This window comes from Streptomyces sp. NPDC001617, assembly GCF_053596855.1.
In genome coordinates, this window is record NZ_JBSFHA010000094.1 from 13,112 (window position 1) to 35,189 (window position 22,078).

General features: G+C 69.7%; 19 protein-coding genes and 1 pseudogene. 9 read left to right on the forward strand and 11 right to left on the reverse strand.

All coding sequences use genetic code 11. The features are described from left to right. Window positions 1-76: 76 nt before the first annotated feature. From ACWC09_RS43570 to ACWC09_RS43585, 4 genes and pseudogenes are all read right to left on the reverse strand, one after another. Window positions 77-373: pseudogene (locus ACWC09_RS43570) on the reverse strand (transposase); the annotation flags it as partial. Window positions 374-630: 257 nt separating this feature from the next. Beyond that, window positions 631-1,269 (reverse strand): NADPH-dependent F420 reductase, encoded by a 639-nt coding sequence (locus tag ACWC09_RS43575; RefSeq protein WP_450856737.1) that lies wholly within the window; start codon window positions 1,267-1,269, stop codon window positions 631-633. Between the two features lie 515 nt (window positions 1,270-1,784). Beyond that, a complete protein-coding gene (locus ACWC09_RS43580) occupies window positions 1,785-2,501 on the reverse strand; it encodes an alpha/beta fold hydrolase (RefSeq protein WP_450856738.1) in 717 nt (238 codons plus the stop codon). 24 nt (window positions 2,502-2,525) lie between these two features. Next, window positions 2,526-3,488: an alpha/beta hydrolase gene (locus tag ACWC09_RS43585; protein ID WP_450856739.1), complete on the reverse strand. Its 963-nt coding sequence runs from the start codon at window positions 3,486-3,488 to the stop codon at window positions 2,526-2,528. A gap of 455 nt (window positions 3,489-3,943) precedes the next feature. Here ACWC09_RS43585 and ACWC09_RS43590 point away from each other — a divergent pair, with 455 nt between their 5' ends. From ACWC09_RS43590 to ACWC09_RS43610, 5 genes are all read left to right on the forward strand, one after another. After that, window positions 3,944-5,833, forward strand: coding sequence for an amidohydrolase (locus tag ACWC09_RS43590; protein ID WP_450856741.1), 1,890 nt, complete (start codon window positions 3,944-3,946; stop codon window positions 5,831-5,833). Between the two features lie 128 nt (window positions 5,834-5,961). Continuing rightward, window positions 5,962-6,624 carry a hydrolase gene (locus ACWC09_RS43595; RefSeq protein WP_450856743.1) on the forward strand — a complete coding sequence of 221 codons (663 nt, stop codon included), beginning with the start codon at window positions 5,962-5,964 and terminating at the stop codon, window positions 6,622-6,624. 53 nt (window positions 6,625-6,677) lie between these two features. Further along, window positions 6,678-7,202, forward strand: a complete 525-nt coding sequence (locus tag ACWC09_RS43600; protein ID WP_450856744.1) for a DoxX family protein — start codon at window positions 6,678-6,680, stop codon at window positions 7,200-7,202. Continuing rightward, window positions 7,183-7,917 carry a YoaK family protein gene (locus ACWC09_RS43605; protein WP_450856746.1) on the forward strand — a complete coding sequence of 245 codons (735 nt, stop codon included), beginning with the start codon at window positions 7,183-7,185 and terminating at the stop codon, window positions 7,915-7,917. Before ACWC09_RS43600 ends, ACWC09_RS43605 begins: the two co-directional genes overlap by 20 nt. Before the next feature lie 181 nt (window positions 7,918-8,098). Next, a complete protein-coding gene (locus ACWC09_RS43610; protein ID WP_450856748.1) occupies window positions 8,099-9,772 on the forward strand; it encodes an MFS transporter in 1,674 nt (557 codons plus the stop codon). 295 nt (window positions 9,773-10,067) lie between these two features. Here the strand turns inward: ACWC09_RS43610 and ACWC09_RS43615 are convergent, their stop codons facing one another. Continuing rightward, window positions 10,068-10,346 carry a hypothetical protein gene (locus ACWC09_RS43615; protein ID WP_450856750.1) on the reverse strand — a complete coding sequence of 93 codons (279 nt, stop codon included), beginning with the start codon at window positions 10,344-10,346 and terminating at the stop codon, window positions 10,068-10,070. 107 nt (window positions 10,347-10,453) lie between these two features. Here ACWC09_RS43615 and ACWC09_RS43620 point away from each other — a divergent pair, with 107 nt between their 5' ends. Beyond that, entirely contained in the window at window positions 10,454-10,678 is a 225-nt protein-coding gene (locus ACWC09_RS43620) for a hypothetical protein (protein ID WP_450856752.1), read from the forward strand. Window positions 10,679-10,752: 74 nt separating this feature from the next. Next, on the forward strand, window positions 10,753-11,274 hold the full coding sequence (locus tag ACWC09_RS43625; RefSeq protein ID WP_450856754.1) for a MaoC family dehydratase: 522 nt from the start codon (window positions 10,753-10,755) through the stop codon (window positions 11,272-11,274). A 288-nt stretch (window positions 11,275-11,562) separates the two neighbouring features. Here the strand turns inward: ACWC09_RS43625 and ACWC09_RS43630 are convergent, their stop codons facing one another. From ACWC09_RS43630 to ACWC09_RS43655, 6 genes are all read right to left on the reverse strand, one after another. Further along, the gene (locus tag ACWC09_RS43630) at window positions 11,563-12,012 is read right to left on the reverse strand and encodes a DUF5709 domain-containing protein (protein ID WP_450856780.1); all 450 of its coding nucleotides are present in this window, start codon (window positions 12,010-12,012) and stop codon (window positions 11,563-11,565) included. A 330-nt stretch (window positions 12,013-12,342) separates the two neighbouring features. Further along, window positions 12,343-12,783 carry an SsgA family sporulation/cell division regulator gene (locus ACWC09_RS43635; RefSeq protein ID WP_450856756.1) on the reverse strand — a complete coding sequence of 147 codons (441 nt, stop codon included), beginning with the start codon at window positions 12,781-12,783 and terminating at the stop codon, window positions 12,343-12,345. A 132-nt stretch (window positions 12,784-12,915) separates the two neighbouring features. Continuing rightward, window positions 12,916-13,905: a helix-turn-helix domain-containing protein gene (locus ACWC09_RS43640; RefSeq protein WP_450856758.1), complete on the reverse strand. Its 990-nt coding sequence runs from the start codon at window positions 13,903-13,905 to the stop codon at window positions 12,916-12,918. Window positions 13,906-14,015: 110 nt separating this feature from the next. Then, window positions 14,016-16,853 carry an ATP-binding protein gene (locus tag ACWC09_RS43645; RefSeq protein WP_450856760.1) on the reverse strand — a complete coding sequence of 946 codons (2,838 nt, stop codon included), beginning with the start codon at window positions 16,851-16,853 and terminating at the stop codon, window positions 14,016-14,018. Between the two features lie 543 nt (window positions 16,854-17,396). Beyond that, window positions 17,397-18,011, reverse strand: a complete 615-nt coding sequence (locus tag ACWC09_RS43650; RefSeq protein WP_450856761.1) for an FMN reductase — start codon at window positions 18,009-18,011, stop codon at window positions 17,397-17,399. Then, a complete protein-coding gene (locus tag ACWC09_RS43655) occupies window positions 18,008-19,093 on the reverse strand; it encodes an LLM class flavin-dependent oxidoreductase (protein ID WP_450856763.1) in 1,086 nt (361 codons plus the stop codon). Before ACWC09_RS43655 ends, ACWC09_RS43650 begins: the two co-directional genes overlap by 4 nt. 986 nt (window positions 19,094-20,079) lie before the next feature. Between ACWC09_RS43655 and ACWC09_RS43660 the strand changes: the two genes are divergently transcribed. Further along, window positions 20,080-20,805: an alpha/beta fold hydrolase gene (locus ACWC09_RS43660; RefSeq protein WP_450856765.1), complete on the forward strand. Its 726-nt coding sequence runs from the start codon at window positions 20,080-20,082 to the stop codon at window positions 20,803-20,805. 140 nt (window positions 20,806-20,945) lie between these two features. Next, a complete protein-coding gene (locus ACWC09_RS43665; RefSeq protein ID WP_450856767.1) occupies window positions 20,946-21,782 on the forward strand; it encodes an alpha/beta fold hydrolase in 837 nt (278 codons plus the stop codon). Window positions 21,783-22,078: the final 296 nt, after the last annotated feature.

Below are 22,078 nucleotides of genomic sequence, written 5' to 3' on the forward strand. Positions count from 1 at the left end.
GCTGCCAGTGCCGGGCAGGCAACGTCTGCCCGTCAAGAAGCGGCCGGCGCGGCGAGTGGGGGCACCTCCCACCCCTTCAACTGATCATTTCAGAATGAGATCTTGATCTGACCTCTCGGCTGAGACGGCGCTCAGTGGCGCGACGGAACCCGGTTGCTCTGCTTGCGCGTTGGCTTGACAGGGCCGCGCCGCGTCGGGCGATCACGGGCTTGATGCCGCGCTTCCACATCAGGCGGCGGTACTTGTCGAAGTCGTAGCCCCGGTCGGCATACAGGTGCCGCGGCTTGCGGCGAGGCCGTCCCCGCCGCCCCCGGATCGGCGGGATCGCGTCGATGAGCGGGAGCAGCTGGGTGACATCGTGACGGTTGCCACCGGCGGTTCGCCCTCCTGCAGGGGCCGGACGAGATTCTGCTGCGGTTCCTGGCTGAGATGCTCCAGCGGCCGTTCGCACGGACGCCGACGATTCCAGGTGATCCAGGCTGCTTCCGGTTTCTTGGCGGGAGGCGCGCGGGGACTTTCGGCGCCCCGGCCATGCGGGGAGGCCGACCAAACGCGGCTCTTCCCGACCTGAGAAGGATGGCCAGCCGATGGGGAAGAGGTCGTGACCCGAGCTCACATGCCTGGGATCGGTCAAGGAAGGATCTTGATCGAGCTGTGCCAGTTCAGCTGGAGTGGCTCCTGGATGGCGATGTGCAGGAACCCCATCGCTTCCAGCTCCCGAGCTCGGCGCAGCGGTCCTACGTCCAATGGGCGCATCGCGCCGGAACGTACAAGCTCCGCGATCTTCTCCTTGGCCGCGGAGTCGTCTCCGGCGATCAGGACATCGAGCGGGAGGCCATGGCCCTCGCCCGGTGTCAGCAGGCCGGCGAAGGTGGTGTTGAACGCTTTGACGACCTTCACGTCGGTGCCGACGATCCGCTGGATCTCCTCGGCCGCCGAGCTGTCGGGGGGTGTCACCCTCGAGTCCATGGTGGAGACGTCGATGGGGTTGCAGATGTCCACGAGGACCTGCCCGGTGAGGGCGGCACCGGCGGATCTCGCGGCCTGCAGTGCCGCGTCGTACCACAGTGCGAGCACGGTGACATCAGCTGCCCCCGCCGCAGCGGCCCAGTCGCACTCGCCAGCCGGGAACCGCTGCTTGAGCTCCTCTGCAAGAGCTCGGGCAGAGTCGGTGTTGGGGTGGACCACGCACACGCCATGGCCGCCGGCCAGGGCACGGGTGGCGATGGCGCGGCCCATGTTGCCGGGGCCTACAATGTTGATCTTCACTGCTGCTGCCTTCCGGTCTGACGGAGCGTACGACGCCGTCGGGTCCGGCCGCCTGACAGCGGGCAGGACGGGCCTGGAGCGTAGGCCCGCGTCAGAGTCCGGGACGCTCAAGGGCGCCGATGTATCCCTTTCCCAGGCGCGACGAGCTGTGCGCGGAGGAAGGCCACGGTCACCCGCATGCCGGACATTGGGCGGACGACTGCTCAGGCGCAGGGGACTGTGGTCGTTGCCTGGCTGCCTCATGCCGCGCGAGCCGACAACCACGATTTCCGCAGCACGCGAACGGCTCTCTGCTCGCCTACCCGCACCCGGTCCCCGGCATCCCGTTCCCGCTGTCGCGGTCGCTGTCCCGGCGGCCGCTCATTCCCGGGCGCCGGCCCTGATCGCCGGGCTCCTGGCGGCGGCCCTGGTCGTCGTGGTCACGGTGGCGGACCGGACCGAGCGTGCGCGGCATTGAGGTGGAAACACAGCTGCGCGGACGAAGCCAGTTCGTCCGCGCAGCTGACAGCCCGTCGTCAGCTCGTGGCGCGTACCGCGTCGCGGATCAGGTCGGCGACGTCCTTCGGCCGTGAGACGGCGACCGCGTGCGATGCGCCCTCGATCTCGACGACGGTCGCCGCCGCGCGCTCAGCGCCGAACCGCTCGACCTCGGGGTTGATCGCCTCGTCCGCACAGGCCACCAGGGCCCAGGACGGCTTGGTCTTCCACGCGGCCGCGGAGGCCGCCTCCTCGAAAGCCCCGACGGCCAGCGGCCGTTGGGCAACTGCCAGGACCTTCGTGACGTCGGCAGGCACATCGGCGGCGAACACCGACGGGAAGGCGTCGGCGGCGATGGTGACCTCGACCGCGGGATCACCGCCCTCGACGGGGTACGTCCACTCCTTGAGGTTGCTGACGAGCGGAGAGAGCGGGAATCGTCCCTGCAACTCGCCGAGGCTCTCGCCCTCTTCGAGGACATAGGCGGCGACATAGACCAGGCCGACCACGTTCTCCGTGGTGCCGGCCACGGTGATGAGCGCGCCGCCGTAGGAGTGTCCGACCAGGATGACGGGGCCGTTGATCTGGGCCGCCACGGAGGCGATGTACGCGGCGTCGGACGCGAGACCGCGCAGCGGGTTGGGGGGCGCGAGCACGGGGATGCCGTGGTTCTGTAGTTCCGCGATGACCCCGGACCAGCTGCCGGCGTCGGCGAAGGCGCCGTGCACGAGAAGGGCGGTGGGGGTGGTGGTCATTGTCGAGGTCTCCTTCGTGGTGTCTCAGTGGCCGTGCAGCGCGGTGCGCAGGGTGCCGACGGCGAGCGTGATCGCGGCCTCGGCGGCGTGGGTCTCCCGCAGGGCGTTGAGCATCACGAAGTCGTGGATGATGCCCTGGAAGCGGATGGCGGTCACTGGAACCCCGGCCTCGCGAAGCTTGCCCGCGTACGCCTCGCCCTCGTCGCGCAGCACGTCGGCCTCGCCGGTGATGACCAGCGCCGGCGGCAGGCCCGCCAACTGCTCGGTGGTGGCGCGCAGCGGGGACGCGGTGATCTGGGCGCGTTCGGCCTCGTCGGTCGTGTACTGGTCCCAGAACCATTGCATGCCGTCGCGGCGCAGGAAGTAGCCTGCTGCGAACTGGTGATACGAACCGGTGTCGAAGCTCGCGTCGGTGACCGGGTAGAACAGCACCTGCTGCACCAGGGGGACATCACCGCGCTGCTTGGCCATCAGGGTCAGCGCGGCGGTCATGTTGCCCCCCACCGAGTCGCCCGCCACGGCCAGCCGGGAGCCGTCCAGGTCCTTGGACGCGCCCTGCTCGACGACCCACTGGGCGACCGCGTAGTTCTGCTCGATGGCGACCGGGTAGCGAGCCTCGGGGGAGAGGTCGTACTCGGGGAAGACCACGGCGGCGTTCGCGCCGACGGCGAGTTCGCGTACCAGGCGGTCGTGGGTGTGGGCGTTGCCGAACACCCAGCCGGCGCCGTGGATGTAGAAGATCACCGGCAGGGTTCCCTCGGTGCCGGCGGGCCTGACGATGCGGGCCCGGACGCTGCCCGTCGGACCGCCCGAGACGGTGACCCACTCCTCATCGACGTTCGGCTTGTCGATCTCGGCGGACTGCACCTCGTCGACAGCCTTGCGGCCCTCTGCGGGGGTGAGTTCGAACAGGTACGGCGGGTTGGCGGTCGCCTCGGCGAAGGCGGCTGCAGCAGGTTCCAGTACCGGCTGGACGACATCGGACATGCGAATCTCCTGGAATGTTCAAGGGGATGCCGGTCCTTCCGGCCATTCGGCCCGGATCCGCGAACAGCGTCCCCGAGCCGCTGTTCGCCACGCTAAAGCCGCCGGCCGCCTGGAATTGTCCATGGGTGCACCGCTGCTGTCCTCGCAGTGCACAGCTTCCTTCCGGCCTCTCGAATGACGCGCAGAACATGGATGAGCGAGTGCGCTGTGAGGCAAAGTCCTGTGCACTGGCTGGACATGATGGGCACATCGATCGTGTCTATGGTGATGGCCATGCGACCGCGGCCGTTCACCCATAGGGCCTGTCCTTGTTCTCAGGGCACGACGAGTGTCGGTGGAATTCACTTGCTTCGATTCGAGCAAACAGGCATTCGGGCAGGACGGAATCGGCCAAAGTCCGCCGCTACCGGCCATGAGATGAATCGAAGTCGTTTTCCCGGAGGGGGTTTCAAGAGATGTCAACCATGCCCGTCGGCGGACTGGTTCCGCATGCCATCGACAATGCCGCGGACCTCATCGTCCGCAACGCGAAGATCCACACCGGCGACGCGGGCCGCCCGCATGCGGAGGCGCTCGCCATCCACGACGGCGTCATCACGGTCATCGGTGACGACAAGAACGTAGCTCCCCACGTCGGCACGCGCACGAAGGTGGTCGACGCCCTCGGGCGACGGATGATCCCGGGCCTCAACGACGCGCACCTGCACGTGATCCGCGGGGGTCTGAACTACGTACTGGAACTGCGCTGGGACGGTGTCCGCAGCCTGCGTCAGGGGCTGGCGATGCTGCGTGAGCAGGCCGCTCGTACCCCGAAGGGCCAGTGGGTGCGGGTGGTGGGCGGCTGGTCGGCCGAGCAGTTCGCCGAACGTCGGCTGCCGACCGTGGCCGAACTGAACGCCGCCGCCCCGGACATCCCGGTGTTCGTCCTGCACCTGTACCAGTCGGCGGTGCTGAACCGGGCGGCCCTCAAGGCCGCCGGATACACCCGGGACACACCCGACCCCAAGGGCGGCCAGATCGTCCGGGGCCGGGACGGGGAACCGACCGGCATGCTGCTGGCCGCTCCCAGCGCCCTCATCCTCTATTCGACCCTGGCCAAGGCGCCGGTGCTGGAGGGCGAGGACAGGAAGACCTCGACCCGTCATTTCCTGCGCGAGTTGAACAGATTCGGGCTGACGTCGGCGATCGACGCCGCCGGTGGCTTCCAGAACTTCCCCGACAACTACAGCACCGTCATCGAACTGGCCAAGGCCGGACAGTTGTCGCTGCGCATCGCCTATCACCTCTTCCCGCAGACCGCGGGTCAGGAGATCGACGATCTCGCCCGCTGGATCGAAATGGCCCGCCCCGAGGACGGGGACGAATGGCTGCGCCTCAACGGCGCGGGCGAGAACCTCACCTGGGCGGCGGCGGATTTCGAGAACTTCGCCCAGCCGCGCCCGGAACACACGCCTGACTACGAGGCGGAGTTCGAGAAGGCCGTGCGCCTGCTCATGGAGAACGGGTGGGGATTCCGGCTGCACGCCACGTATGACGAGACCATCCGGCGCGATCTCACCGTATTCGAGAAGCTCGCCGCGGAAGGGCTCTTCCCGGCCGGTAACCGATGGCTGTTCGATCACGCGGAGACCGCCTCCCCGGACAGCCTCGACCGCGTCGCCGCCCTCGGTGGCGCGATGTCCGTGCAGAACCGCCTGTCCTTCCAGGGCGATGCGTTCGTGCGCCGTTACGGCCCCGGCGCCGCCGCGGACGCCCCGCCCATCCGGGCCATGCTGGACCGCGGCCTGACCGTGGGCGCAGGCACCGACGCCACCCGGGTCTCCACGTACAACCCTTGGATCGCCCTGCACTGGCTCGTCAGCGGCCGAACGGTCGGCGATCTGACGCTCCGCCCGCCGACGAACCGCGTCGACCGGCAGACGGCGCTGGCGATGTTCACCCGCGCCGGCGCCGCGCTGACCGGCGAGGACGAGGTCAAGGGCGTGCTCCGGCCGGGGTGTTACGCGGACCTGGCAGTGCTGTCCGAGGACTACTTCGCCGTACCCGAGCCGGACATCGCGCACATCGAGTCCCTGCTGACGGTGACCGGCGGCCGGATCGTCTACGCCGCCGCCGAGTACGAGGGGCTCGACGAGGACCTTCCCCCCGTCAGCCCGGCCTGGAGCCCTGTGGCGCACTTCGGCGGCTACCAGGTGTCCCGCCGGGCGTACCTTCCCGGCGCCCGCCAGGCGGAGTCGCTCGGCCAGGCCATCGCCGAGTCGGAGCAGCACCGCCAGTGGCGCATCGCGCGCGGCCTCGTCCCGGACGCCGCGAGCACGCCTTTCGATCCCTGCTTCGCCCTCTGAACCTCCGGAAGGGGCCTGGTCTTTGTGCCGCCCCTTCCGGGACACCCACCTGATCCGTCCACCGGACGGCCCTTCCCACGGCACGGACAGCAGTCCGTGCCACCGCTCACCGAGAAAGGCTCACGCTCATGGTCGACATCGCCGAGGTCACCGCAGCCCCCAGCCCCGCCCTGCTGACCCCCGACAACTGCGCGGTGCTCTTCGTGGACCACCAGCCACAGATGTTCTTCGGCACCGGCAGCGGCGACCGCACCGCCATCATCAACTCCACCGTGGGCCTGGCCAAGACCGCCAAGGCGTTCGACGTCCCCGTCGTCCTGAGCACCGTGGCCGCCGAGTCCTTCTCCGGCCCGATCATGCCGCAGCTGGCAGCGGTCTTCCCCGACCAGAAGATCATCGACCGCAGCACGATGAACGCCTGGGAGGACCTCGCCTTCGTCGAGGCGGTCAAGGCCACCGGGCGCCAGAAGCTCGTCATCGCCGGTCTGTGGACCGAGGTCTGCGTCGTCCTGCCCGCGCTCTCCGCCATCGCCCAGGGCTACGAGGTCTACGTGGTCACCGACGCGTCCGGCGGTGTCAGCCCGCAGGCCCACGAGCACGCGATCCAGCGCATGGTGCAGGGCGGCGCGATCCCGGTCACCTGGGTGCAGGTACTCCTGGAGCTCCAGCGCGACTGGGCCCGCACCGAGACGTACGCCGCCGTGGGCGACGTGGTCAAGGAGCACGGCGGCACCTACGGCCTCGGGATGGTCTACGCGCAGGCCGTCATCGGCGCCCACGCCGCCGGCTGATCCGCGCGCCGGAACAAGAACGCCAGGAACAGGCAGGAACAGGCAGGAACACTATGGACGCTGGACTGTTGATCCTCCGGCTGGTGGTGGGGTTGCTCATCGCCGGGCACGGGGTGCAGAAGGTGAGCTTCCGGCTCGGAGGCAACGGGTTGGCGGGCGGAACCGAGGAGTTCCGCCGTGACGGGTTCCGCGGCGGCCGGCTGACCGCCCTCGCCGCGGGAGCCGGTCAGATCGGTTCCGGCCTGTTCCTGACGGCCGGACTGCTCACGCCTCTGGCGGCGATGGTCGCGATGGGCGTGATGACGGTCGCGGGCACCGTGAAGTGGACCAAGGGTCTGTGGGTGCAGAACGACGGCTACGAATACCCCCTCGTCCTTGTCGTCGTCTCCGCCGTCCTGGCCCTGACCGGGCCGGGACGGCGGTCCATTGACCACGCGCTGGGCGTCACCGCCTGGCCGACGTGGGTCGCCGTCGCCGCGATCGTGATCGGGCCGACGAGCGCGCTGCTCACCCGCGCGGTGCTGCACCGGCCGGCCACCACAAAAGGAGAGACGCGGTATGCGCACACTGCTGAGTGACGTGGTCCGCACGCTGATACCGCGCGGAGAGGAACGTCACGGTCCGCTGCCTCCCCTGCTGCTGACCCTGACGGTGGCCACCGGCCTGGTCGACGCCGTGAGCTATCTGGCCCTCGGGCACGTCTTCGTCGCCAACATGACCGGCAACGTGGTCTTCCTCGGGTTCGCCCTGGCCGGCGCCGAGAGCCTGTCCGCTCTCGCGTCCGTCGTCTCGATGGCCGCCTTCCTCCTCGGCGCGCTCGCAGGGGGCAGGCTCGGCACACGGTTCGCCACACACCGGGGGCACCTGCTGAGGTCGGCGACGGCTGTGCAGACGGTCCTGGTCGCGGTCACCGTCACGGTCGCCGCCGCATCGGACGGACGAGTCACCACCAGCGTCCAGTACACGCTGATCGTGTTCCTGGGGCTCGGCATGGGCCTGCAGAACGCGGTCGCCCGGCGCCTCGCCGTCCCGGACCTCACCACCACCGTGCTGACCCTGACCCTGACAGGACTGGCCGCGGACTCCACCCCGGCCGGCGGCCCAGCCCCGCGGCCCGGCCGCCGGATCCTTTCCGTACTGGCCATGTTCCTCGGAGCCCTCGTCGGCGCCGAACTCCTCCTGCACGGTCATCTCGTCCTCACCCTGGGCCTCGCGCTGCTGCTCCTCGCGGCCACCTCCGCGATCACCCACCGCCTGTCGACCGCCGACGCCGCGTGGGCGCGGCCGGCCTAGGAGCGAGGGGGGAGAAAACCATCCCGGGCCACTGCGCTACCGGACCACAACCGATGCGCTCTCAGTCAACGACCTTTGCCCAGCGGTTCTTACGCTCAAAGGCCGACCGCAAGCGCCGGGCCCACTCGACCTCGCCCGAGCGCTTGATCCGCATCCGCATCCTGTACAGGCATGGATCAGCATGAGCGTCGCACCCGCACCATCAAAGCCCTCAAAGCCGGATTCGCCCTGGGCACCGCTCGCGGCGCGCGTCTTCCGCGCGCTGTGGATAGCCCAGCTGGTCTCCAACATCGGCAGCTGGATGCAGACCGTGGGAGCCCAGTGGCTGCTGATCGGGGACAACGCGGCTCTGGTGACACTCGTTCAGACCGCCTCCAGTCTTCCCATCGTGCTGCTGGCCCTGCCCTCCGGAGTGATCGCCGACCGCTTCGACCGTCGTACGGTGCTGCTGGCCGCGCAGTTCGCCATGCTCGCGGTCTCCTGTGCGCTGACGGCGCTGGCCTTCATGGACGCCCTCACTCCTGTTCCGCTGCTCGCGCTCACCTTCCTTCTGGGCTGCGGCACCGCGCTGATGGGCCCGGCCTGGCAGGCGATCCAGCCGGAGCTGGTGGAACGCCGCCGACTCCCTGAGGCGGCCGCGCTCGGCGCCGTGAACATGAACCTGGCCCGCGCTCTCGGGCCCGCGCTCGGTGGGGTGGTGGTCGCGGCGGCGGGCGCGGGCTGGGTCTTCGCCTTCAACGCCGCCTCCTACTTGGGCATCGCGGCCGTCCTCCTGCTGTGGCGGCGACCCGCGACGGCGTCTCCGGCGGCCGGGGACGAGAAGCTGCTGGCCGCCCTGTACGCCGGTCGCCGGTATGTGTGGCACGCGCCGGGCGTCCGCAGAGTCCTCCTGCGCACGGTCCTGTTCATCCCCGGCGGTGCCGCTCTGTGGTCACTTCTCCCACTGATCGCGAGCCGCTCGCTGGGCCTCGGCTCGGACGGATACGGGCTGCTGCTGGGCGCGGTCGGTGTGGGCGCCGTGGCGGGCGCCGTCGTGTTGCCGCGGCTGCGTCGCGTCCTCGGTGCCAACGGCATGCTCGGCGCCGGCGCCCTGGTCTTCGCCTGCGTCCTGGCAGTCCTTGCCACGGTCCGGATTCCATGGCTGGTGGCGGTGGTGCTGCTGCCCGCCGGTCTTGCCTGGATCGGCGTCCTGTCCACCCTCAACGCGGCCGTGCAGACACGGCTTCCGGGCTGGGTCAGAGCCCGCGGACTCGGCGTCTATCTCCTGGTCTTCCAGGGCGGCCAGGCCCTGACGGCACCACTGTGGGGTGCCCTGGCCGACTGGCTGGGGCTTGCCGCCTCCCTGCTGGTCGGCAGCGTCCTGATGCTGGCCAGCGCGGCCAGCGTGCGCCGGTGGCCGCTGCACGACGCCGCCCACATCGACCCGTCGCCGTCCGACCACTGGCCCGTTCCCCCTCTGGTGTTCGAGCCCGGACCGGCCGACGGCCCGGTGCTGGTCTCCGTCACCTACCGGGTCGCTCCCGAGAACCACGCCGCTTTCACCCAGCGCATGGACCAGGTCGCCGGTTCACGACGGCGCACCGGTGCCTTGACCTGGGGCCTCTATCAGGACGGCAACGATCCGGAACGGTTCATCGAGAACTACCTGGTCGCGTCCTGGTCGGAGCATCTCGCCCAGCACCACAGCCGGCTCACCACCACCGACCGCCGCTACGAGGAGCAGGCTCGCCGACTCCTCGTCCCGGGCACCGTGCCGGAGGTGACCCATGCCTTCGACGCCGCTTCGGGCCCCGTCGTACAGGATTCGGGCGACGCGGTCTCGGCTCGAGCGTTCGCCCGCTTGCCGGACGAATAGCCGGCAACAGCCGTGCGCTACCGGACAGCGCCGCCTGCGCTCCTGGGCAACGGCCTGGCCAGGACCACGCCTAGCGTCGTTTGTGCGCCGCCGCACACCACGGACGCGGAACACCGGCGTAGCGCCCCGCGCCTGCGGCAGTTGGATATGGCCACATCCGGCCGGCGGCTGAACAGGGCCTTGGCCGACACCAGACCGGCACTCCGTGGCCCACGCCTGACAGCCGCCGACGCCGGGGGCCGCCGGGTCACGGAACCCCAAGACCGGCCCTGTCACGCGCGGCATCGACGAACACTCAGCGGAACAGCGCACAGGCGCCGAAAGGTTGGGAAAACGAAATGCCCCGGACAACGCCCGAAGCCCCACTGGAAGTCCTGACGGACCTCGTCCTGTCCAACTCGTCGTACAGCCACACCATCCAGGCACCCATCGACAAGATCGACATCGCGAGTTGGCTCTTCTCCCTTCCCGAAGCCGAATACCAGCGGTGCGCCCCACCGGACCACATCGCGGCCGGCTCCACGACCACCGACGACGGACGGCGGATGTCGATCAACGTGGAGATGATCGGCACCGCTCTCATGATTCAGCACTACGTGGGTGAGATCATCGAGCGGCACCACTGCCGCATGGTGTCCGTCTCGGACGTCTTCACCCCCCACCGGACGCACCAAAGTCCAGGTGACCTGGGATCTCAGCGTGCGCCCCGTCGACAGCGAACACTGCGAGTACACGAACTCGGTCACAGCGCACCCCACGAACCAGTTCCTCACCTTCATCGAGGAACAGGGCACGTCCTTCGAGCAGGCGGCGAAGGCTCGCCAGGCCGCATCCGGTGACCACAACAGGCGCGAGACACCGCTGTTCGCGGCGAGCATCGAACACGCCGCGCTGGCCGACCAATGACCCGGCCGGCTCGTTCGCACCACCTCCGAGCCGTCGGCACCCCGGCCGCCGGAGCGTCACGAAGGGAACACACGATGGCGAAGAACGACAAGAACGGCGCAGCGGCCCTGACCGGCTCCGGCGATTTCGACCCCGAATCGTTCCTGATGGTCCCGGCCAAGACCTTCGACGACCTCAAAGTCGGAGAGGTGTTCCGCGCCCCCAGCCGTACGTTGACCGAAGCGCATGCGGCAGCTTTCCAGACGGTCTCGGCGGACAACCACCCGGTGCACTACGACGCCGTCTGGGCGGGCAGGCACGGCCATACGGCTCCGGTGGTGCACGGGCTGCAGGTGCTGGCCTTCACCGCGCCGGGTGCCACACTGTTCCCGCACTTCATCGGCGAGGTCTTCATCAGCTTCCTGGAGCTGTCGGCCAGCTTCCTCGGTGAGGTCCACACCGGCGACACGCTGTACCCGGCGCTGACCATCACGGACCTCATTCCACAGGACGGCAGCGGCGTGGTGGTCACGGCGGCCACCATCCACAACCAGCGCGGAGAGCTCGTCCTTTCCGGACAGCACAAGTATCTGCTGCGCCACACAAGTTCAACCTGAACACCCGGCGACTCCCAGGTCATGACCAAGTCGTCTCCCTGGCGATCGGTTCGCTCGGCTTGACCACGACGTCAGGCCGCCCGTCCGCATCGGCCCGCCGCTCGACACCATCACCGGACCTCCTGCACCCGGTCCGACGGGTGCCTGAACCAAGGGGCACACCCGGAACATGCGGGTGTGCCCCTTCCCCGGTGCGGTCATGTCTGCCGGGAGGAACGCCCCTACGACGTCAACGGAGAACTCCTCGGCCTTCCTGGCGGGCTGGAACGGCTGACCCGACAGGTCCCCTCAGTAGGACTCGGCGTCGGAGATCACATGCATCGCGGCCTCTTCGGCCGAGGCCCCGGCGCCGTCCAGGCCGACGTCGTATGCGACCAGGTCGTATTCGGTGTTCTCATGGCTGCCCTCGTCCGGCGAGATCAGCCGTCCGGCGCGCTCGTCTCCGACCTCGTCGTCGATGAGCTCACCGTCCGTGTCCCAGGTGTCCCCGATACCGTCGCCCTCCGCGACACCGACGTCCGGCAATTCCTCGGAAAGACGTTCGTCCAGGCTCTCGCCCCGCCGCTGCTCCGACGCCGTGACGCCGGTGTGCTCCACGGCCCAGGGCTTCTCCGGGGGCGAGTAGCCCTCGTCCAGGGCCTGGTCGCCGCTTCGGTAGTCCAGGGTGTCCGATGCGTCGAGCAGTCCGACGTCGTCCTGCACCTCGGAACCGTCCGGCTGGTAGACATCGTCACCCATCGCTTCGTCGACCACTTGCGCTCCCTCGTTGTTCGGGGGCCGGAGGGCTGCAGTAGCCACCCTCACGAGGCCCGTCCACCGCGCCGTCCCGGCGAAGACGGTGAGGGCCACAAGTGTCCCGCCCTCGCTCCCCCGTCACCTCCCCGAAGGGGGAAGCGTGCGCTCCTGAGCAAGAAGTGGGCGCGCGGAGAACGGCGCGCCGAGGATTCCGACCTGTGCTTGAGCCGGAGCAACGCCGGAGATCGCCATCCGCTGCCGACGCGCCGGCGGCGCGTCGGCATCCGTCAGGTTGGCGACAGCGCGGGGCGGCGTGCTTTCCGAGCCGATCTGTCACTCGCTTCCCGCCATGAGGTCGGCCACGACGCGGTCCAGGTCGATGTGGCATCCCTCCGTACCCGGTGGCACGACCCTCTCGGTCTCCTTCAAGAACGCGATGACCGCCGTCGTCGCGATGTCCAGCGCGGCTGCCCCGACCCTGGACCTGACGACTATGCGCACCGAGAGGGGATGGCAGCGGTGCCTGGGTATCACCAGGACGTCTCCGACACCCGCCGGTCGGCTCAATCCCTCCGACAGGAGGTCGCGCGCGAACACCCAGTCGACGGTGCCGGTGGACGTCGCTCCGAGAGAGAGGCACACGGCATAGGGATCTGCCCTGTCATAGCGCAGTTCGGCGGGCAGTGATACCGGCGGTTCGTCCGCGACGACGACGTGCGTCACCACCTCATGGGCGACCGAGGTCCCGTCGGCGCTGGAAAACGGCTGTGTCATGTCTTACCCCGATCAGCAGCTTCTTTGGGGGGCAGCGTCTACGCAAATGACCCTAAAACCGCCAGTGGAAGCAGCTTGCCGAGGAATGTACGAAGTGTTGTCCGTGAGAGCACCGAGCCCGGAGGGGCACGACTACGGCCGGTGGGCGTTCCGCCACTCGCTGGGGGACATGCCATAGGCGGCCCGGAACACCCGGCTGAAGTGGGCGGCGCTGGTGAAGCCCCACCGGTGTGCCACCGCGACGATGGTGCGATGCGCAGCCTGGGGACGCAGCAGATCCCGTCGGCACGCTTCCAGGCGGCGGCCTTGGATCCAGCGGCTGACCGTGGTGTCCTCGCCCTCGAAGATCTTGTGCAGGTAGCGCACGGAGATGTGGTGGGCCTTGGCGATGACCTCCGGGGTCAGGTCGGGATCGGCCAGGTGCCGGCCGATGAACGTCCGGATCCGTAGCAGCAGCACCGCATCGCCGCTCGGTGTCCCCTCGGAGTCCCTGCCGAGTTGTTCGTCGGCCAGGACGGTCAGCAGGTCCACGACATTGCGGGCGAGCAACTCGCCTGTGCGCGGTGGAAACGTTTCGGCAGTGTCCGTGAGCCGGGACAGCATGATCGACAGCATCCCGCCGAGGGCCATGCCGGAGCGAACGGGAGATGCCGTTATCTGCCGCAGTTCCGACTCGCTCAGGCCCAGGACATGCCGTGGCAGGACGAGGGACTTCGTCTGGTACGGATTGGGGAACTCCATGTGTATCGGACGTGCCATGTCGCAGAAGGCGAACTGGCCGGGACGCAGGTAGACCTCACGGGCCTCCTGCTCGATTCTGGCGACGCCCCTTCCCAAGAGGTTGATGACCACGTACTCGGTTTCGTTCCGTGCGATCAGCTGCGGAGTCCGCCACGCCCGCATGGGACTGCCATCCGCTGTCGTGAGCTGCAGATGACTCAGAGGGGACGTTCGGATGGTTCCCGAACAGACCTCGTCGGGGACCGCTACGTCCGCTGCGGCGAATGTCTGGGACAGAGCTTCGCGCCAGTATGCCCGCCTTTGATGGGTGGGCACCGAAGCCGTGGTGAGGAGGCTGCCAACGGGGCGATCCATGTCAGGACGAGATGCGACTGGCGTCATAACGCCGCCTTTCAACGTTCAAGCACCTATCACCATCGTGGCCGCCCGCCCACATCTCCACATCACGCGGTTCGTCAAGTCAAGGAAAACCATCGTGTGATACGACGCGGTTACTCTCCGCTGTCGCGGGCGGCCACCAGCTGGGTCAGCTCCACGCGCGAGGTGATGTCGAGCTTGGTGAAGGCGCGTCGCAGGTGCGAGTTCACCGTGTGCGGTGAGAGGGAGAGGCGCTCCGCGACCTGCCGGTTCGTCAGTCCCTGCGCAACGAGTCGCACCACACCGACTTCCGAGACGGTCAGCTCCGGCCACCCCTTCACGGATCCCGCGGACGTGGTACGCCGGACGCCCACGGCCCGCAGGCGGCGGCGGACCCGTGCGGTGTCCCACTCGGCGCCCGCCTCCGTGTAGAGGGCGTGGGCCGAATCGAGGTAGGGCACGCCTTCGGGCGCACGGGTGGCGGCCAGCTTGCGTCCGGCGTCCTCCAGCGCTGACGCCCGGGCCAGGAGCCGGGGACAGTCGTCGTACAGGCGGACCGCGTCCAGGAGGTGAGCGAGGTCGTTGTCGAGCAGCCCCCGGGCGTGCGCGGCCGCGGCCGCCAGGATCGGGAATCCGGGGTTGAGCGCGGCCCGTCGCTCCGCCACGGAGACCGCCAGCTCGGCACGCTCGCGGGCTCCGGCGCGCAACGCCATACGGACGAAGACGGGCGCGTCAGCGGGATCGTCCGGGCTGGCAAGAGAGGGCCTCTGCTCGGCAAGCGCCCCCGCCGCCTCGTCGAGCACCGCCATGGCCCGGTCGGGGCGGCCCTCGAAGTCCGCCAGCAGTGCGGCCATCCACGAGCCCACGTTCCGGACGAGCGGCGCCTCGTCGCTCAGCATCCGCCTCCCCTGCTCGACATAGGTGCGGGCCGCGTCCAGGTCGTTCGTGTGGAGGGCGACGCGCACCAGCGTGTACAGCAGCGTGGCGTCGGCGAAGTTACCCATGCCCAGCTCGTCGACCATGGCCGACGCGCCTTCCGCCTCGGCTCGGGCATCGGCCAGCCTCCCCGCGTCCAGGAGTGTGCGCGAGCGGTTCATGAGCCACAGGAGCATGGCGGCGGCCTGGCCCTGCTGGCGGGTCTCGCGGACGCCGGCCGCGGACGCCGCGAGCGCTTCGGCGGATCGCCCCGCCGCGTTGAGCAGGAATGTCGTCCAGAGTGCCTCCGGCACCCACAGGGAGTGCGCGATCCCGAGATCGGCGGCCAGGGCGGCGGCCCGGTCCGCCAGCCGGAACGACTCGCTCCAGTCCATCCGGTAGAAGAGCACGACCGAGTCGACGGCGAGCGCGGTGGCCTCGGCCCCCTGGTCCCCCGCCTGCGCGGCGGCCTCCCGCGCCTCGGTCACGGCGAGGGCGGTCGCCTCCATGTCGCCCACCATGGACAGGTTGAGGCACAGCAGCGCCAGCAGCTGGGCCCGCAGCGTTGCCGGGATGCCGGGCAGCGCCGCGCCGGCACGGGCCTGCCGGACGGCTTCCGTGAAGTCGTACTGGCTGGACATGCGGGCCAGATTGAGCCGCACCTGTGCTTCGTCCTCCGGCCGCATGCTGCCGGGCAGCGTCGCGGCACCCAGCGCCCGGGCTCGTGCGGCCTGCCCCGTCTGCCAGAGAAGGAGGATGGTCTCGGCGACGATCGCCGACCGTTCCGGGGCCCGGTCGGCGGTGAGGGCCAGGGCCCGGCCGCTGAGTTCCGCCGCCGACGAGGGCGCGGTGGCCGCGAGTTCCGCCGCGGCGCCTCGGAGCAGTTCGACGGCCGAGCGGTCGCCGGCGTCCGCGCTGTCGGCCAGCAGCGTGGCGGTTTCGAGCACCGGGGCACCGCGCGCCAGCAACACGTCGGCGGCATGGCGCCGTAGCGCCCGGCGTACGGAAGCGGGGAGGCTGCCGTCGACGGCCTCGCGGATCAGGTCGTGGCGGAACCGCAGGTGACCGTCCTGCTCGACGAGCAGGTCGGAGTCGAGGGACTCCCGCACGGGCGCGATCAGGGTGGCCGCCGGTCTGCCCACCAGCTCGGCCAGCAGATCGATGGGGACGATGCGGCCCACCGCCGAGGCGGCCTGCACGACCTCGCGGGCCGGTTCGGAGAGGTGGTCGAGACGCCGCTGGACGGAGGAGCGCAGGCGATCGGGGATCATGCCACGCGACAACCGTGCCACCTGGTTCTCGATGATCACCGAATCCTCGTCACGGAGCCCACCGAGCAGTTCCACCAGAAGCAACGGCATGCCCTCCGCCCGGCGGGCGGCACTCAGGACCCCCGGATCAGGCGCTGCGCCCAGGACGTCCTCGGCGATCTGCGCGACCGCCTCGTCGGTGAGCGGCCCGAGGCGCAACTCGTGGGCGCCGGCCTGCTCAAGCCGGTCCAGTGCCACGCGTACCGACGGGGTCCCGGTCCCGCTGCGAACGGCCACCACCCACAGGATCGCGTGCGACGAGAGCCTGGCCGAGAGGGTTCGCAGGGCAAGAAGTGTCAGGTCGTCGCACCATTGCATGTCGTCGAGGACGATCAGCAGCGGCGTGTCGAGGGCCGTCTGCTCCAGCCGGTCCTGCAGCTCCTGAAGCAGCCAGAACCGCTGGTCGGGCGTCGCGGAGAGCGCTCGCACCGTCGCCGCGTCGAGCAGAGGTTCGGCTCCCGACAGCAGACCGTCCAGCAGCGGACCGAGCGGCACGAACTGTTCGTCGGGATCCGCGCCTCCCCGGAACGCCCGGATCCCCCGCCGCACCGCGGCGGCGTACCCGTCCGCCAGGAGCCGGGTCTTTCCACAGCCCGGCGCACCCTCGACACACACGATCCCGCCGTGCCCGCGGGAAAGGACGTCGAGCCGTGCCTCGAGGAATGCCAGTTCGTCGTCCCGGCCGCGCACCGGCGCCTGCACGACACTCGTTCTGCCGACAGAGGGGTTCTCGGTAAACCGGTCCACGTGCCATCCCCCAAAGCCGTGGCCGCACGGAAGTGGGATTGTCGTGGGTGCGCGGCGCGGTGTGCACGAAGCATGCCACATGCCAGTCGAGCGGCCGCGGGTGCCTTCCGGCAGCGGTGTTCGCCTGCGGGGAGCCGGGATGGTGCGGTTCGGCGTCAGGGTGGCCGGACCCGTCGCGGCGCAGCCGCCCTCTCGGCGTGCCGAGACCCCATACAGGAGTGCCAGGAGAGACAGGGCGCGCAGGGCGGTGCTGGAAGATGGCGATGAAGCGCTGTTGAGGCGGGCAGGCGAGGTCGAGCCGGTGGGCCGGCAGCAGCATGGTCACGGTGATCAGGCGGCACATGTCCCACCGGTCGCCGAGCGGGACCAGGAAGAACATGCCGACCACCCAGCCCACGGGGCGAGGGTGATCAGCCAACCTGCGCCCGCCCTGCTGGTCCGGCACCGGGCGGCCCGGCCGCAGAGGCAGGCCAGGGCAGAACCCGCAGTGGTGGGCCCGCACCGGGACCCGACCGGATCACTGGCGGCCCGCCGGGCTCGGGTTCAGTCGAAGCGCAGGTCGGAGAGCTGCCGTTCGAGCGCGGTGATGTCGTCGTCGGGCGTCTCCTCGGCCGGGCGGGCGGCCACGAGGGCGCCCAGCTCGCCGCCCGCCCGCCGGATGCGTGCGGGCAGGCCCTCGGTGTACTCGTCGCCGCCGGATCCCCAGTCCTCGGACGCCGCGTACACCGCGGTGGGTACGACGGTGGCGCGCAGGTAGGCGAAGAGCGGGCGCAGGGCGTGCTCCAGAACCAGGGAGTGGCGGGCTGTGCCTCCCGTTGCCGCGACCAGGACCGGCTTCCCGGTGAGGGCGTCCGGGTCGATCAGGTCGAAGAAGGACTTGAACAGCCCGCTGTAGGAGGCGGTGAACACGGGGGTCACGGCGATCAGGCCGTGGGCGCCCGTCACCGCGTCGATCGCGGCGGCCAGTGGGGGCGACGGGAAGCCCGTCAGGAGGTTGTTGGCGACGGCGACGGCGAGCTCCCGCAGCTCGATGACGTCCACGTGCACGTCGTGGCCCCGGTCGGCGAGTTCACCGCGGGCCGACTCGGCGAGACGGTCGGCGAGCAGGCGGGTGGAGGACGGGGTGCTCAGACCCGCGGACACGGCGACGAGTTTCATGCGGCGGACACCTCCTGAACGGTCCGCAGGGACGCGTGGGTGGGCGCGTCCGGCACGCGGGCCGAGCGGCCGATCGCGAACTCCTTGCGCAGCACCGGCACCACCTCCTCGCCGAGGATGTCGAGCTGCTCCAACACGGTCTTCAGAGGCAGACCCGCGTGATCCATCAGGAACAGCTGCCGCTGGTAGTCGCCGACGGTCGCACGGAAGGACAGCGTCCGGTCGATGACCTCCTGGGGAGAGCCCACCGTCAGCGGAGTCTGCTCGGTGAACTCCTCCAGCGAGGGCCCGTGCCCGTAGACGGGCGCGTTGTCGAAGTAGGGACGGAACTCCCGTACGGCGTCCTGCGACTTCTTCCGCATGAAGACCTGCCCGCCGAGGCCGACGATGGCCTCCTCGGGCCGGCCGTGACCGTGGTGGGCGTACCGCCGCCGGTACAGCTGGACCATCTGCCTCGTGTGGTCGGCGGGCCAGAAGATGTTGTTGTGGAAGAAACCGTCGCCGTGGAAGGCCGCCAGCTCGGCGATCTCGGGCGAGCGGATCGAGCCGTGCCAGACGAACGGCGGTACGCCGTCCAGCGGCCGGGGCGTGGACGTGAACGCCTGCAGGGGCGTACGGAACTTCCCCTCCCAGTCCACGATGTCCTCGCGCCACAGCCGGCGCAGCAGCGCGTAGTTCTCCTTGGCGAGGTTGAGGCCCTGGCGGATGTCCTGGCCGAACCACGGATACACCGGGCCGGTGTTGCCGCGCCCCATCATCAGGTCGACCCGGCCGTCGGCCAGGTGCTGGAGCATCGCGTAGTCCTCGGCGATCTTCACCGGGTCGTTGGTGGTGATCAGCGTCGTGGCGGTGGAAAGGATCAACTTCTCAGTACGGGCGGCGATGTAGCCGAGCATCGTGGTCGGGGAGGACGGCACGAACGGCGGGTTGTGGTGTTCACCGGTCGCGAAGACGTCCAGGCCGACCTCCTCGGCCTTCAGCGCGATGGCGACCATCGCTTTGATGCGTTCGCGCTCGGACGGGGTACGGCCGTTGGTCGGGTCGGGGGTCACGTCCCCCACCGAGAAAATTCCGAACTGCATGGGGGCCTCTTCGTTCCGGCAACGGTGTGGATCCCGGAAATGTAGGTGCCGGCCGGACGGCCGTGATGCCTGTGCGTGCAGAGGAGCTTGCCCGTCAGCGCCCTCTCCCGACCCGTGTGGCGGGCCGCTGCCTGTGCGACCGCACGTGTGCAGCGTCGGGCAAGTGCAAGGGCGCTCGGGGGCAATCGCCGTACCCGGTCAGCCACTTGGCGTGTCAGTGCCACAGGGTGGCGAACGCGTCCCTCCCACTGGCCGGCTCGGCCTCCGCGACGGACCCGGCACCGGACAGCGACCCCAGCCAAGGCTTGCTCATCAGGGCAGCCGGTGCGTGACGCCTCGCCCCGCGGGGCCGTGAACACGCGCGAGCCCCGTCAACAACCGCTACTGTCGTCGAGCTGTCCCGATGGCGGGGGTGGCCGGCATGCGTGAGCACCACCGCCGTGCTCCTGGACGAACTCGCCGCGGACCGGGCCGCGGGCCCGGTGCTCGCCCGGTTGAAGGCAATGGGCGGCCGTCGGCCGGCGGGAGCTGCGCCGCGCGGGCCTGCTGCGGGGTGCGGCCCAGCTGGGCACGGTCATCTGGGCGGGCGGCCTCCCCTGGCGCGCCCAGCGCGGGCTGTCCGCACTCCACGGCGACCCGTACCCCGTGGCGCCGTACTGTTTCCCGCCGTGCTCACCGCAGCCGGCGTGGCCCGCGTACGCGGCGCGGAACACCGTTCACGCGAGGGCCGGCGTCCTTCCCCCTGCTGTCGCGCAGTGAACCCCTCCTTGCCCGACGGCGCAGAGTCCGGAGGCGCTGCCAGACAAGGGCTCGGACACTCACAGGCAAGCGCCCTCACCGTTTGTCCTTACGGTTTGGTTCGTGCCCGCAGTTCGTGGCCCGGCGGGGCCTCGCGCGCCGCTCCCGCCTGCTGAAGTTCCTCGTACGAGGCAGCCGCTGCCGGGCCGTCCACCAGCCGATCATCACCCTGCACAAGGAGTTGTGCCATGTCCCGATCCGGCAGCCCGACCGTCGTCCTGGTCCACGGTGCTTTCGCCGACGCTTCCAGCTACTCCCGTGTCATCCCCGAACTGATCGCCCGCGGTCTGGACGTGGTGGCCCCGGCGGTGCCCAACCGCAGCCTGCTCGGTGACGCCGCCTATGTCGCGTCGCTCGTCCGCCAGATACCCGGCCCGGTCGTCCTGGTGGGACACTCCTACGGCGGTGCCGTCATCACCGTCGCCGGTGCCGAGGACAACGTCACAGCACTGGTCTACCTGGCCGGTTACGCTCTGGAGAAGGGCGAGAGCCTGGGCGAACTGCAGGGCCGTTTCCCCGACTCCGACCTCGCCGGCGCACTCGTCTACACCCCCTTCCCGATCGAAGGCTCGGCCACTCCTGGTACCGATGTGTCGGTCCAGATCGACAAGTTCCCGTCCATCTTCGCCGCCGGCGTCGAATCCCGCCTCGCCTCCGTTCTCGCCGTCTCCCAACGGCCGCTCGCCGCACAGGCGTTCGCCGAGCAGGCCCCCGTCGCGGCCTGGAAGACCAAGCCCTCCTGGGGCCTGGTCGCCTCGGCCGACCACACGATCAACCCGGATGTGGAGCGCTACGGCTACCAGCGGGCCGGAATGACCACGATCGAGGTCGACTCCTCACACCTGGTGATGCTCACCCACCCCAAGCGTGTCGCCGAACTGATCCACGAGGCAGTCCAGGCAACGGCCCCGTGACCCGCCCCGGGCCCGCGACGCCGGACCCTCCGACGCCGAAACCGATGCCGGACTGCCTCGGACCCTGACAGGCGCCTCGCTCACCTGCTTATCCGCCCCCTCAGACGCAGCCCCATGGACACCACCGTAGGAAGCGAACGATGAACTCACCGATCTCACGCCGCACCGTCACCATGTCGCTTCTGGCCGGTGCCGCCGCCCTGGGCACCCCCGGCGCCGCGCTCGCCGCTCCGTCACCTGCGGAGGACGAGCAGAGCCACGGGCATGAGCGGCCCACCATCGTCCTGATCCACGGCGCGTTCGCCGACGCCTCCAGCTGGAGTGCCGTCGTCGAACGGCTTCAGCGGCAAGGCCACCGTGCCGTGGCGCCGGCCCTGCCCCTGCGCGGGCTGACCAGCGATGCCGCCTACATCCGCAGCGTCCTGGACAGTATTCCGGGCCCGATCGTGCTCGTGGGCCACTCCTACGGCGGCGCCGTGATCAGCGTCGCCGCAGCGGACGCTCCTCGGGTCAAAGCCCTCGTCTACATAGCCGCGTTCGTTCCGGACATCGGCGAAAGCGCCTTGGAACTCACCGGCAAGTACCCCGGCAGCACCCTGGCTCAGGCCACCTCCACCCAGTACTTCCCGCTGACCGGCGGCGGCCAGGGCGAGGAGCTGGTCATCAAGAAGGAACTGTTCCGGGAGCAGTTCGCGGCCGGAGTGCCGACCGCCACCGCTCAGGTGATGGCCGTGGGGCAGCGGCCCGTCACTCTGGCCGCGCTCCAGGAGAAGTCCACCGCTGCGGCATGGAAGCAGATCCCCAGTTGGTACCTCGTGGCCACCGAGGACCGCAACATCCCTCCGGCTGCCGAGCAGTGGATGGCCGAACGCGCCCACGCCCACACAGTCAGGGTCCGCGCACCCCACGCGGTCGCCGTGAGCGACCCGGGCCCCGTCACCGAACTGATCCTGCGCGCCACCCGCTCGGCCCGCTGAACGTGCCACCCTCCCCGGCGATCGCTGGTCCAGGGGGTCTGTCCAGCAGAAGATCGCATCCGAGGTTCGACGCACAAGCCTACTGAGGCGTACGGCACGTCCTTCGTGCACACGCTGTCGTCGTGCACGAAGCAGGCACAGACTGAGCTATTGACAGCAACGAGCGGTGACGCTCTGCGAGGTCGTAACTGAGTGCGGCAGTTGGCCACTCTGGTGCCTTTCAGGCGTTCGGTGGCAGCGGTCAAGAAGTTGGGCAGGTGGAGGCGTCGGTCTCGCCCTGAAGCGATCAGTTACGG